Annotated in this window: 7 protein-coding genes; 3 read left to right on the forward strand and 4 right to left on the reverse strand. The window is 57.8% G+C overall.

Features of this window, described 5'->3' with window-relative positions:
• Positions 1–138: 138 nt before the first annotated feature.
• Positions 139–2,958 carry a PAS domain-containing sensor histidine kinase gene (locus tag EPD59_RS09145; protein WP_133272512.1) on the forward strand — a complete coding sequence of 940 codons (2,820 nt, stop codon included), beginning with the start codon at positions 139–141 and terminating at the stop codon, positions 2,956–2,958.
• Positions 2,959–2,979: 21 nt separating this feature from the next.
• Here the strand turns inward: EPD59_RS09145 and EPD59_RS09150 are convergent, their stop codons facing one another.
• Positions 2,980–3,618 (reverse strand): hypothetical protein, encoded by a 639-nt coding sequence (locus tag EPD59_RS09150; RefSeq protein ID WP_133272513.1) that lies wholly within the window; start codon positions 3,616–3,618, stop codon positions 2,980–2,982.
• A gap of 369 nt (positions 3,619–3,987) precedes the next feature.
• On the opposite strand from EPD59_RS09150, the gene EPD59_RS09155 reads away from it, so the two are divergent.
• Positions 3,988–5,394 (forward strand): GH1 family beta-glucosidase, encoded by a 1,407-nt coding sequence (locus tag EPD59_RS09155; RefSeq protein WP_133272514.1) that lies wholly within the window; start codon positions 3,988–3,990, stop codon positions 5,392–5,394.
• A gap of 281 nt (positions 5,395–5,675) precedes the next feature.
• Here EPD59_RS09155 and EPD59_RS09160 read toward each other — a convergent pair whose 3' ends face one another.
• Both EPD59_RS09160 and EPD59_RS09165 read right to left on the reverse strand, forming a co-directional pair.
• On the reverse strand, positions 5,676–7,622 hold the full coding sequence (locus EPD59_RS09160) for a cytochrome-c peroxidase (RefSeq protein WP_133272515.1): 1,947 nt from the start codon (positions 7,620–7,622) through the stop codon (positions 5,676–5,678).
• A 99-nt stretch (positions 7,623–7,721) separates the two neighbouring features.
• Positions 7,722–9,218, reverse strand: coding sequence for a PhoX family protein (locus tag EPD59_RS09165; RefSeq protein WP_133272516.1), 1,497 nt, complete (start codon positions 9,216–9,218; stop codon positions 7,722–7,724).
• Between the two features lie 231 nt (positions 9,219–9,449).
• Here EPD59_RS09165 and EPD59_RS09170 point away from each other — a divergent pair, with 231 nt between their 5' ends.
• Positions 9,450–10,982 (forward strand): 3' terminal RNA ribose 2'-O-methyltransferase Hen1, encoded by a 1,533-nt coding sequence (locus EPD59_RS09170; protein WP_133272517.1) that lies wholly within the window; start codon positions 9,450–9,452, stop codon positions 10,980–10,982.
• A gap of 634 nt (positions 10,983–11,616) precedes the next feature.
• Here EPD59_RS09170 and EPD59_RS09175 read toward each other — a convergent pair.
• On the reverse strand, positions 11,617–13,554 hold the full coding sequence (locus tag EPD59_RS09175; protein ID WP_133272518.1) for a glycoside hydrolase family 97 protein: 1,938 nt from the start codon (positions 13,552–13,554) through the stop codon (positions 11,617–11,619).
• Positions 13,555–13,651: the final 97 nt, after the last annotated feature.

The following is a 13,651-nucleotide window of genomic DNA, read 5'->3' on the forward strand; positions in this document are numbered from 1 at the left end:
CACTCAGCCCCTGCATTAAGCCGGGAAGTCTGAGTGCTTTTTTGGTTAATGCTCCTAATTGCCCTAGTATCTTAGCTTTTCGAACTCTTCTGTCTGTGCCGGAAACAATGCCCGGTGACTTTGTTTCCCCTGCCCATAATGTCTCATTCTGCCGCTGCCCCAAGCTCTCCATTGCCTGGCCTTCATGACCTGCAGCCGCTGGACGAGTTGCTACGGGGCGTGCTTGAAGTATCGCTCACTGGGCTGATTATTTATCGTCCGGTACACGACCCGGACGGCAGCGGCGGCATTATTGATTTCGCTTTTGCTTACGTGAATCCCACGGCTCAGCGTATGCTGGGCCTGCCTGAGCAGCCCGCGGTGACGCACTTGCAGCAGTGGCCGCGGAGTAAAGCATACGGCACGTTTGCCTTTCACCTCAATGCATTCGAGTCTGGGGAGCCTGGGCAGCACGATGTGCAGTACCAAGCCGATGGCTACCAGAACTACTACCGCCTAGCCGCCCGCCGCTCGGGCCAGAGCTTACTGGTGAGCCTAACTGATACGCCCGATCAGCCCCGCACCCGCATTGACGTGGCCCAGGCCCAAGCCGAGGTCGAACGACAAGGACAGCAACTGCAGCGCCTGTTCATGGAAGCACCTGCGGCCATCTGTATCCTTACGGGCCCCGACTTTGTCTTCGAACTGGTAAACCCTGGCTACCAGCGCCTGTTGCCGGGCCGGCAACTGCTAGGATTGCCCTTCGTAGAGGCGGTGCCTGAGTTGGCCAACCACTCGTCGGTGGAAGTGTTTCGCCAAATCTATCAGACCGGAATAACCCACGAAGAACTGGGTATCTTGGTGCCCGTTGCTCGGCCTGATGGGGTACTGGAAGACCGTTATTTTAATTACATTCAGCAGGCCCGCCGCAACGAGCGCGGGCAGATCGACGGGGTGCTCGTGTTTGCCTTTGAGGTGACGGAGCAGTTTCGCGCCCGCCAGCAGACCGAAAGGCTTCAGGCAGAACTGCTGGCCGCTGCTGAGCGCCAGGCGCAGGCCAGCAAAACCATCTACCAGATATTCGAGCACACTCCGGCGCCCATCTGCATTCAGCGCGGCCCCGAACATCGCTACGAGTATGTCAACGCGGCCTATCAGGCTTTCTTTCCCGACCGTCAGCTGCTGGGCCTCTCCGTAGCTGAGGCATTGCCTGAAACCGTAGAGGCGGGCGTTGTAGACTTGCTGGATAACGTTTACCAGACGGGAGAAACGTACTACGGTGAAGAGTTGCCCTTGCTGATTGCTCAGCCGGATGGCCGCCCGCCCAAGCAGATGTACTTCACCTTCACCTACCAGGCTTACCGCGAAAACGGCGAGATTGTGGGCATTTCCACCTTCGCCTACAATGTAGCCGACCAGGTACTGGCGCGCCAGCGACGCGAGGCCCAGCAGCAGCAGCTGGATAAGCTATTTATGCAAGCGCCTACGCCCATTGTCATCATCGATGGGCCTAAGATGGTGTTTCAGCTGGTTAACCCTGCTTACCAGCAAATCTTTCCCGGGCGGGAACTGCTTGGCAAACCCTTGCTTGAGGCCGTGCCAGAGCTAATCGATTCGCCTGTCCCTGATCTGCTGAGCCAAGTATATCAGACAGGAAAAAGCTATGTGGCGCACGAATTGCCCCTGCTGCTGACCCGGCACGAGGATGGCGTGATGGAGGAAACGTATTGGAGCTTCACTTATCAGGGCCGGCGAAATGAGCAGGGTGCTATTGATGGGGTATTCGTTTTTGTTCAGGACGTCACGGCGCAGGTACAGGCCCGGCGCGTGGTAGAAGCGCGGGAAGAGTCCTTCCGTTTGATGGCTGACAATGCGCCGGCTATGCTGTGGGTAACCGATCGGGAAGGGTATTGCACCTACCTAAATCAGCCCTGGTATACCTTCACCGGCCAAACCACAGCCGAGGCTCTGGGCATGGGCTGGGTAAGCGCCATTCACCCCGACGATGCCGCTGCCGCAGGAGCAGCCTTTGTAGAGGCCAACTCCCGCCGCGCGTTCTATCATAAGCTTTTCCGGCTGCGACGCCACGACGGCGTATATCGCTGGGTAACCGACAGCGGTTTACCCCACTTTAATGAAGCCGGCGAGTTTGAGGGCATGGTAGGCACGGTGATCGATGTGCACGAGCAGAAGCTGGCTGAGCTGGCGCTACAGCGTCTGACCAAAAAGCTGCGCACCTCCCGCGATGAGGCTCAGGCTTTGAACGCGGAGCTGCGAACCGCCAACGACCAGCTCACACGCACCAATGTAGACCTGGACAATTTCATTTATACGGCCTCCCACGACTTGAAAGCGCCGATTACCAATATTGAGGGCTTGGTACAGGTGCTAGCGGGAGAGCTACCCCCGAAAGATCGGTCTGGCGAAGTTGCCTACATTCTGGAGCTGATGCAGAGTGCCGTGGATCGGTTCAAATCCACCATTAATCACCTGACCGACGTCTCGAAGCTGCAAAAGGAGCATGGCCAAGCCGCTAGTCAGGTGATGCTGGCGGAGGTTGTCGAAGATGTGCGTCTGGATCTGGCTCCTTTGCTTCAGGAATCCGGTGCCCAGCTGAAGGTGGATGTGATGAGCTGTCCGGCTGTTGCTTTTTCGGAGAAAAATCTGCGCTCCGTCGTCTATAATCTGTTGAGCAACGCTCTCAAGTACCGTCACCCCAACCGTCCGGCGCAGGTAAGCCTGCACTGCAGCACAGAGGATAAATACGTGGTGCTGAAAGTTCAGGATAACGGCCTGGGTATCGATTTGACGCGTGACCGAGAGCTGTTTCAGATGTTTCAGCGCCTCCACACGCACGTGGAAGGCTCGGGCGTGGGCTTGTACATGGTCAAGAAGATGGTGGAGAATGCGGGGGGCAAAATTGAGGTGGAAAGCGAGGTGGGCGTCGGCTCTACCTTCACCGTGTACTTCAAGCGTTAGCGCTAGCTTACTGCCTGGCTTTTAGAAGCGGGTTTTGCTGGTGAAGCCTTTGCCGTTTGTGATGGAAACCTGCTTGAAGCCTAGCTCTGTCAGCTCGCTGCGCACCTGCTCAAGCACGAAATCCTTGTTGTCTTCATTGAAGGCCGCGGAGGAAAGGGTAATGTTCTCGGCCTGAGCACCCGAAACGCGGGCCCGCACGTTCAGTTCATCCGAAATAGCGTCTTCGGGCAACTCCTGGGCGTAATATTTCTTGAACTCGTCGGGTAGCTGGTCGGCGTGGGCGCGCCGCGCGGCAATGGCTATTCGGTTTTCGGCGGCTCGCTGCCGGGCGGCCGCCAGTTCCGCTGGGGAAGGCTTGGGAGGAGCGGGGGCCTTGGGGGGCAAAATTGGCTCCTCGGCCGGCTCCGACTCGGCGGTGGCTTCCAACTCAGGGGCGTTGGCGGCCGTGCTCTGCGCAAGCATGGCAGCGGCCACCGAATCCTGCATTCTGGCCCGCCGGGCTAGCACCGCCGCCGATTCGGGCTTGCGTGCGCTACCTCCCCGGCTGGCTGGTAGCGGAGTGAAGGCAGGAGTGGCCCGTTGGATGCGACCAATGGCAAATGCCGCGACAAATACCAGCAGGCTAAGCCCTATAATTCCTAAAAGGAAATTCTTCTGCATGGCTGGCAAGTTAAATGGCGAGTAAACGGCCGACTTTACCTTTCATATTCACTCGTAAAACTCAACCCAAATCTGCGACTTTAACTCATAGAAGATAAGCGAGTGCGCTGTTTTTATGCCAACCGAGGAGCTTTTTTGTGACTGTAAGCCTCATTAATCGTTGCGTTTTAGCAGCCACGCGCCACCGAATAATGTAAGCTATGACGTACAGAAAACTTTCCGGTAACGATGAAAGTTGCTTTTCACCGATTGCTGCGTATTGACCTTCCGGCCTCGGTTACGCGTATGCGTAGCCAAAAATAAGCAGATCAGGGCACCCACTTCTCCTGATTCGAGCGCCGGTGCCTGCTTCCCTTAGTTACTACCTGAATGCCTGAATTTGCCGCCGCCCTGCCCGCCGCTTTCTTCCCCTCAACTACCCCTCAGACCTATACTAGCACCGATTTTGGTCCTGATTTCCGGTGGGGTGTGGCGGCGGCGGCTTACCAGACCGAAGGCGCCTGGAACGCCGATGGCAAAGGGCCCAGCATCTGGGATGAATTTGTGCGCCGCCCCCGGAAAATCAGGGGCAACAGCCATGCCCAGGTAGCTACCGATTTTTACCACCGCTGGCCCACCGATCTGAATTTGATGCAGCAGCTGCACATCCCCAACTTCCGCTTTTCGGTGGCCTGGTCGCGGGTATTGCCGAACGGTATTGGGGTAGTAAATGCCAAAGGACTAGATTTTTACGACCGACTGGTGGATGGCTGCCTGGAACGCGGCATTACGCCCTGGCCCACGCTCTACCACTGGGATTTACCCGCCGCCCTGCAGCAGCGCGGCGGCTGGACCAACCGTAGCATCGTGGGCTGGTTTGCCGAGTATGCCCAACACGTAGCCGCTCGCCTCGGCGACCGAGTGCAGCACTGGATGGTGCTCAACGAGCCGATGGTATTTACGGGCGCGGGCCATATGATCGGCATTCACGCGCCCGGCCGGCGGGGGCTGGGGGGCTTTTTATCGAGCACTCACCACGCTGCCTTAGCTCAGGCCGAAGGTGGGCGGGCCCTGCGCGCTGCGCTGCCGGCCACCGCCCAGATCGGCACCACGTTCTCCTGCTCTCACCTCACGCCCTGGCGCCCTCATTTAATTCGCGACCAGCGCGCCACGGCTCGCGCCAACGCCATCCTCAACCGTCTGTTTGTGGAGCCAACTCTGGGCCTAGGCTATCCGGTGGCCGAAGCACCGGTGCTCGACTGGCTCAACCGCTACATAAAACCTGGGGATGAGGAGCGCCTGCCCTTCACCTTCGACTTCTGGGGTGTGCAGAACTACACCCGCGAAGTGGTGCGCCATTCGCCTTATATACCGTTGGTATGGGCTAAATTAGTGGGTGCTGCCGAGCGCGGCGTATCTCATACTACTATGGGCTGGGAAGTGTACCCGGAGAGCATCTATCACATGCTCAAGCAGTTCAGTAGCTATAAAGATGCCCCCCGCCTGCTCGTAACAGAAAATGGCGCCGCCTTCCCCGATGAGTTCATCGACGGCCGCGTGCCCGACGTGGCCCGCCAAGCCTACCTGCGCGCCTGCATAGGCCAAGTGCTTCGCGCCCAGCGCGAAGGTGTGCCGGTGGATGGATATTTCGCCTGGTCGTTCACCGATAATTTCGAATGGGCCGAGGGCTACCACCAACGCTTCGGCCTAGTCCGCGTGGACTACGATACCCAAGAGCGCACCGTGAAAGACTCAGGCCATTGGTACGCGGGGCTGCTAGGGGGTGATGTGGTGTAAGTGTAAGAAAATACCTGATACACCTACACTTCTAGAACGTCATGCAGCGCAGCGCGAAGCATCTCGCGTGCTGATGTTTGAGTGACTAAAGGCGGTCATGCTGGGCTTGCCGAAGCATCTCTCCCGCTTTATTTGATTACTAACCAGTAGAGATGCTTCGGTAAGCTCAGCATAACGGTCTCTTAAATAGATATTAGTCCTCCAACGATTCTACGCGAGATGCTTCCTTCTGCATGACCGCCTGTTCATGTATTAGTTTTATTCTACAAACGCCTCTAACCCTAATATTCGCCCCCCACAACTCGCTTATTCACTTGAGCCATACCTGCGGGAAAGTCCGGGAGGCGCTGGGGGGCTTTTTGGGTGTTGGTGGTATCGGTGAGGGCGCGGAGGAAGGCTAGCAGGTCGCTTTTCTCGGCTTTGGTGAGGTTGAGCTTATCGGGAGGCAAGGTTTGGTTGGGCACGTCGAGGCCCAGACCCGCCCCGCCGCCTTGGTCGTAGAACTCGATTACTTCTTCCAAGGTCTGGTAGGCGCCGTTGTGCATGTAGGGCGCGGTGAGGGCGACGTTGCGCAGGGTGGGCGTTTTGAAGGCGTGGCGCTGCCACTCAATACCTTGCAGGCGAAATTTGCCCGGATCGGGGTCTATAGTTTTGGGGTGGAGGCTGGCTTGGGCGGGCACGCCCAGAATCTCGGTTTCGGTGCGCTCGAAGGTGGGCGCTACGTTGCCGTTAAAGAGAGGCATGAAGTGACAAGTGCCGCATTTGCCTTTGCCCATGTACACGTTGAAGCCGCGCTGGGCCGCCGCATCCAACACGGCCGTTTCGCCGCGCACGTAGCGGTCGAAGGGCGAGTTGAGGCGCACCAGAGAACGAACGTAGCTAGCTAGCGCCTGCTGCACTTGGGTTTCGGTAATGGTAGCCTCGGTGGCGTCTGGAGCGTCAAAAGCGCGGGCAAACGCCACCTGATACGCCGGGCTTTGGCGCAACAACGCGGCGGCGCGGGCCAGGGAGCCGTGCATTTCCGTAGGGTTGGCCAGTACGTCGGCAGCCTGGTCTTCGAGGTAGGTGAGGCGGCCATCATGGTATTGAGTGCGCTGTAGAGCTGCGTTCAGCAGGGTAGGAGCGTTGCGGCTGACCGTGCCTTTACCGGCAAAGGCCACGCTGCGGGCGCGGTTTTCGGCAAAGCCGCGGGCGGGCTGGTGGCAGGAAGCGCAGCTCCGACCACCATTACCCGACAACACCGGATCAAAAAACAAATGCTGGCCCAGCGCCACCTGCGTCGGCGTAGTGCGCGCATCACTCTGGGGGGCAAAATAATCGGCGTTGAAAGCGGCCGAGTCAAACAGCGTGGCGGCGCTGGCCCGCAATGCGCGCGCTTCCGTAAACTCTGGGATGCCTAAGGCCAACTGCGCCTGCCGTAGCTGCTGCGATAAAGGATTGGCGTATTTGGTTAAAAAAGCGAGCTGGTCGAAATTGGCTTTGGGTGCGCTTTTTAAGTTATTTATGCTGGTAGTCAAGGTTTTATCAAGGCGCTCAGCCAGGGACGCGTCGCGAGTGCGTAGGGCGGGCTCGTAGGCGGTCAAAGCGGCATGCAGGGCCTGTAAGCTGGCTATGGCCTCGGGTACTGCCGCTTCGGGAGAGGCAGGCGTATCGAAGCCCGGCAGGCCGAGCGTCACGACCCGGAACACGCCCAGGCGCAGGGCGTCGAACACGTGCCGGTCGGTGAGCACCAGAATATCGGCCGAGTTGCGCAGGCCGCGCAGGGAGCTGCGCGTGAGGGCCAGCTGGTTGAGTAGCTCGGCGTGTTGAGCGGGGGCGTAAGCTTCGGGGTAGAAGTAGGTTTCGATTACCTGCAAGCCCTCGGGCATAATCTGGCGCTGCTCCTGGTCGTAGTCGGCTACTTCAATAATGGCCGGCCCATTGAGCAGCTTCGCTAAGGAAGCCTGGTAATATTCAGCTAAAAATTCCACCTGCTTATAGCGTTGCCGCGCCTGCCGAAACGCCCGCCGCTGGGCGGATAACGGGGTCTTGGTTGCCACGCTTTTTTGCAGTCGCACCAGCGCCGAATCGAGCAAGATCAGGTTCTGATGGTAGGTGGCCAGCACCTGATCGGTGGGGCGAGCTGCGCCCTTTTGAGCAACGTTAGCCTCGGGCCGCTGGCAGGCTATGGGGCCAAGTAAAGCCAGAGCAAACAAACCCGCTGCAATCCAGAATAAGATTCTTAGCATCTGATTATCAATTAATAAACAAATGAGTAAACATGTGTTTTATACAAATGAGAAAGCCTCGTCTTGAGTTAGACGAGGCTTTCTGCATGCATTTCGTCGTTAGCGGGGCAAGCCGCTAATCACCACTAACTGGCTGGCTTGGCTGTTGCCGTTGTTCGGCTTGGCACCACCATCGCGGTACTTCTGGCCGGTCCAGCTGTGGGGCTGAATGCAGACTACGAACGTGTTCGGGATGCCCAGGTCGTCGGACACGTCGAGCATGGCGCCGTACTCCCAGCTGCCTTTGCGGGCGGCACCGCTGCCGACGTTGTATTTGGCGGCGTCGGCCTCGGTGCGGCGGTGATCCAGCTCTAGTACTTTCTTCAGCCCGCCCCCATTAATGGCGTACTGATAGATATAGGCGTCGTGGGTTTCGGGGCCGTAGCCGTTGGAGTCTTCCTGCACATACACGTAGTTTTCGGTTACGCAGATGTTGTCAGGGTTCTGAAACTCGCCGGCGATACCCGTGCGGTCGTCGCCGTCCAGAATTACTTCCAGAGTGCCTTTCAGCGGGTTTTTCTCATCGAGCACGAGGCGGTACACGCGGCCCCACACGGTCCGTGAGTTGTCGGCGTTGGCGCCGGAAGCGGCCTGGCCGGTCACGTTGAAGTAGATTTCGCGGCCGTTGGCGCGGTTGCCCTGGCCGTTGTTTTCGTGGCCCTTGCGGTAGTCAATATCCTCTACGCGACCAAACTTGATGGCTTTCAGCGGGTCAACCTGGGCTTGCATCTGGTTGCCGGTCAGGTTCTTATGGTCGGGAATCAGGGCAAACTCGATGGGATACTTCTGGCCCACTTTGATCTCGGTTTCCTTCTGGTTGAGGTCGGTGCGGCGGAGCATGTACTGCTGACCACCGTCGAGGTCGCCCACCGCGTTGCTCAGGTAGAGCGCCAATTGCCCCCCAGTGGCGTCGGAAGCGTCTTCACCGGTCAGCACCACCGTTTTGCCGGGGTAAGCCGACTTGGGCAGCGGCACCGCATTTTCGGCGCTCCAGTAGCCCAGGCCCCGAATGCCTTTGGCCATGCCCTGGGTATTGTTGGGCGCAAATGGGTCAATCAGATGGGTTTGGGCGTTTACATCACTCTCGCCCGCGCTCAGGAACACCGGACCGAAGCCGTGCTCTTTGGGCGTTACGAGCGTGGCCGAGCACAGGCGCCACCGGCCGCCGTCGGAGTTGAGCACGTACTCGCCGCTTACGGGCTTGAAGCTGTTATCGAACTGCACCCGCGAGATGGACAGGTTGTCCTCGTGGTTGACGAGCATGGTGAAGCCGTTGCCGTCGGGGTTGCGGAGCAGGCCCGCGCCGTCGGCCGAGCCGCCGAACATAAACTCGGGCGAGGCGGGCAGCACGTCGTCAGAGCTGATGAGGGAGTAGATTTTGAGGTTGTCGAAGCCTGATAAGGGCTTGATGAGGGCCGGCGTTACCGAATGGTTTTCCAGCTTCACGGCCTTGTTAACCGGAATGCTCGGCTGGTTGCCTTTGTCGGTTTCGCAGCTGGTCAGCGCGGCGCCCAGAGCCAAGGCAGAAAGGCGCGTCGAGAGGGTAATGTTGTTCATAAACAAATAGTTAGGTAGGGGAAGAGGTTGCGCACTAAGAATGCCCAAAAGTATCGGGGGCATGTTACCGTCGTGTAAAGAGCCGGTTATCAAGCTGTGACGGCGAGGTTATGAAATTGCGACCCGCAGGGAGGCTGGGTGGCTTTTTTGGGCGGAATACAGGCCGCTGGGGTGCGGGCCTCCCGAACCCGACTATCTTGGGGGGCTTTTTTGCCGGTTTAGCTTCTCCTTATGCTACTCACCATTACCACGACCCACCAGCCCGCCACCGATCTGGGCTATTTGCTGCACAAGAATCCGGCGCGCCTGCAGTCGGTGGACATAGCCTACGGGCAGGCCCACATCTTCTACCCCGAAGCCACCGCGGAGCGCTGCACGGCCGCTTTGCTGCTCGATATCGACCCCGTGGCGCTGGTGCGCAACCACCGCGGCCCGGCTGGCGAGGATTTTGCCCTGGAGCAATACGTGAACGACCGGCCCTACGCGGCCTCGTCCTTTATGAGCACGGCGTTGGTCAAAGCCTTCAACACGGCCATGAATGGCACCTGCAAAGACCGCCCCGACCTGCCCGACACGCTTTTGCCTCTCGAAGCGACCGTAGCCGCCCTGCCCGCTGCCAACGCCAGCCAGCTCCAACGCCTTTTTGCTCCCCTGGGCTACGAAATCGAAACCGAAGCCCACCCGCTCGACCCCACTGTGCCGGCCTGGGGCGACAGTCGCTACTTTACCCTGCGGCTGCGCCACCCGGCCCTGCGTCTGCGCGATTTGCTGAGCCAGCTCTACGTGCTCATCTCCGTCCTCGACAACGACAAGCACTACTACATCGGGCAGGCCGAAGCCGACAAGCTCCTGCACCGCGGCGGCGACTGGCTGCCCCAGCACCCCGACCGGGAGTTTATCACGCGCCGCTACCTGCGCAATCTACGCCAGTACGTGGACCCAGCGTTGGAGCGGTTGCTGGCAGGGGAGGAAGTTGACCTGACGACGGCCTCACCCCCTAGCCCCGCATCTGCTTTAAGCGCAGAGTCCCAAAGAGAGGGAGAACTAGACTCTAGTATTTCTAGCTCTAGTCAATCTGATTTAGAATTAGATCTAAAAGCTAGTTCCCCCTCTCCTTGGGAGAGGGGGCTAGGGGGTGAGGCCCTCGTTGAACAAGTCCAAAAGCAAAGCCTCCACGATCTTCGCCTCGACCGCGTAGCCGAGGAAATTAGCCGCTTCGGGGCCAAACGCGTGCTCGATCTGGGCTGTGGGGAAGGCAAGCTGGTGCGTCGACTGCTCAAAATTCCACACGTGGAGCACATTCTGGGCATGGATGTGTCGCACCGGGAGCTGCAACGCGCCCACGAGCGCCTGCACATCGTAGAAATGCCCCCCAGGCAGCGCGAGCGGCTTACGCTGGTGCAAGGCTCCCTGCTCTACCACGACCCGCGCCTCAGTGGCTACGATGCGGCGGCCGTAGTCGAAGTCATTGAGCACCTCGACGAAAACCGGCTAGTGGCGTTTGAGCAGGTGGTGTTCGCCCGCGCCCGCCCCGGCGCGGTGCTCGTAACCACGCCCAACGCCGACTACAACCAGCGCTACGAAACCCTATCTGCCGGGGAGTTCCGCCACCAAGACCACCGCTTCGAGTGGACGCGGGCGCAGTTTGCGGCTTGGGCAGCAGGAGTTGCTGAGCGCCACGGCTACCGCGTGCGCGTGGAGCCGCTAGGGCCGGAGGCAGCAGAAGTAGGGGCGCCTTCGCAGTTGGCGGTATTTGAGCAGTGATTAATACTTGTTTTAAAATTATGCTATGCCGTTAATTTGTAGATCAGAAAGTTGATTTTTAGTAAGATTGACGTTGACTTGCCAGTAATAACTGCCACCGTCAAATACCCTTGCATAATCAGAGTTGTATTTAAGCCGATTATCATGATAGCCTTTTAATTTATCTATAATTGAATATTTATCCCAAAATAGATTTATATGTAAAACCATGTCTCCTTCTTTTGTAATAAAACCAACGTATTGCCTAAAATATTTGTTTAAATTATTGTGAATAATTGGGTTTCCATTTGCCTGGTTTGTTCTTTTATAATTTATGCTCTTTATGTTTTTAGAAAGTATATATTCGACTTTTTTAACTGTTCCAAATTTGGTGTGAATCTCTTTGAAGAATCAATATCAGATACGTGTAGTAAACGGAATGAATATTTGTCAGTGAAAATAGTGCCTCTAAAGTTTTTACTCTTTACTCCTAATAGAGCTTTGTTATCAGTAGAAAAAATATCTAATGGAATTCTATGTTGAACTAATTGAGTTTTACAAGATATAAATGAGAAGAGTATGATAATTGCGCAATAAATCACCTTCATATTGTATGGAAAATTAGTTTGTGTTGTTTTAAGGCTATTTATTCCTCTCAATTCAACTCCAGCACAAACCCGCCGCGTGCTTTTACCGGCAGCGAGAGCGCCGTGCCCGTGAAGCTGCGGGTGCTGAAGTCGCGGTTGGTGGTGCCGTCGGTGATGAGGGTGCCGCCTTTGGTCGCGCCCAGCTTGGATAGGTCGAGGGTGATGGCCCGGTCGGAGGGGGTGCCGTTGATGCCGGCCACGTACCATTTGTTGTTGGCGCGGCGGGCTACTACGGCATACTCACCGGGAAAACCGTCCAGAAACTTCACGTCGTCCCAACTGGGGGGCAAATTTCGCACAAAGTCAAGCACGTAGGGCGGCTGCTTTTTCATGCCCTCCGGCACCTCCACGTAGTGCTGAATGCCTGACTGAAACAACACCGAAAGCGCCAGCTCGAAGCCGTTGGTGGTGATGCGGTTGCGGCCGGGGATTTCGGAAAAGCACATGGGCGTAAAGTCCATGGGACCGACGGCGTTGCGGGTGAAGGGCAGCACGGCGCAGTGGGTGGGCTCCTGGTCGGTGCTGGCCTGGTCGAAGGTCAAGAACTCGAAGCCGCGGACGGCTTCCATGGTCATCAGGTGGGGGTAGGTGCGCGTCCAGCCGCGAGGGATGGTGGTGCCGTGAAAGTTGACCAGCAGCTTGGCCTGGGCTGCGTCTTCCAATAGGTCTTGGTAGTAGTTCATCATCGACTGCCCGTCGCCGCCGAAGAAGTCGATTTTCACGCCTTTTATACCCATTTGCTGGATTCGGGCAAACTCTTTCTTGCGCGATGCAGGATCGAAAAGCACGTTTATGGGCGTCTGGGGGGCTTTATTCCAGCTGCCGTTGGAGTTGTACCACACCAACAGGTCCACGTTTTTGGCGCGGGCGTAGGTGGCCAGCTCCGCCATTTTATCGTACCCGATTTGCTTGTCCCACAGGGCATCAATCAGGCAATATTTCCACTTCATATCGGCTGCATAGTCAATGAAGTCCTTCTGCACGTCGTATACCGTGGCTTCATCCTTCAGCAAAGCCCAGCTCCAGGAGGCCTTACCCGGCTTGATAAAGGCGGTATCCTTGATTTTGGCCGGGGCGCTGAGGTCAGTAGTAAGCGTCGATTCGACGATGTTGCCCAAGGTGGGGCCCACCACCAGCACGCGCCACGGCGTGCTCCACGGCAGCGTCGATTCGGGGGCAACTGGGGCCGTGGGCGTGGTGCCTTCCTTCTGCTGGGCAAAGGCAATGCTGTACTCGCCATCGGGCGAAAGGTGGGCCAGGTGAGTGCCACAATAGCTACGGTCCATGCCCGCCTCTGTCAACAGCACCCAGTGCCCGGCCGCCTGAAATAGCGCCGGGAACGACCAGCCTTGCCCCAAACTCGACGGCGTGCCGGCAGCTATACCCATCTTATAGTACTCCTCGTACGACGGCTGCGTGTTGGACCAGCCCGTTTGAGCTACCGCGTGTGGGTGCAGCCACCCTTTGGCGGCGGCAGGCAGCTTGAAGGTGGTTTTTTCGGCTAGAATCCGCTGTTTCTCCTTGGATTTGCCCCTCAGCACATAGCGAAAAGCCACCCCATCGTTCGACACCTGAAACACCACGCTGAGCGTGCGCCCTTGGCTACCCGAAAACGCTATTTCGCGCCGATTGGCCTGGTAGCGGCAGGCCGCGCGCTTATCGTTGGTGAGGGTGTAGCTGTCGGTGACGGGCACGGTTTTGCCGGCGCTGGTGAGCTTGAGCCCTTTGCTTAAGTCCGCGTCGGCTAGCTGCAAACCCAGATGGGAAGGGCGAAGTAGCTCCGTTTGCCGGTAGGCCACCGAATACGTGGGCGCGCCCTGTTCGGTAACGCTGACCGTGACCCGCACGGCCCCATCGGGGCTGGTAATAAGGATAGGCTCTGGTGCGGCGGCTTGGGCCAGCATCGTTGTCAGGAGTAGCACGAGGGTCAGGGAGGCTTTCAGCATAAACGCAAACAGCAAGGGACAAAGCAGGGTAAGGACTAGCGAACGGATACCTGTACCCGCCGGGCTAAGTTAAGTATCATGGCCGTCCGTCAAACGT

The organism is Hymenobacter radiodurans, from assembly GCF_004355185.1.
Lineage (GTDB): Bacteria > Bacteroidota > Bacteroidia > Cytophagales > Hymenobacteraceae > Hymenobacter > Hymenobacter radiodurans.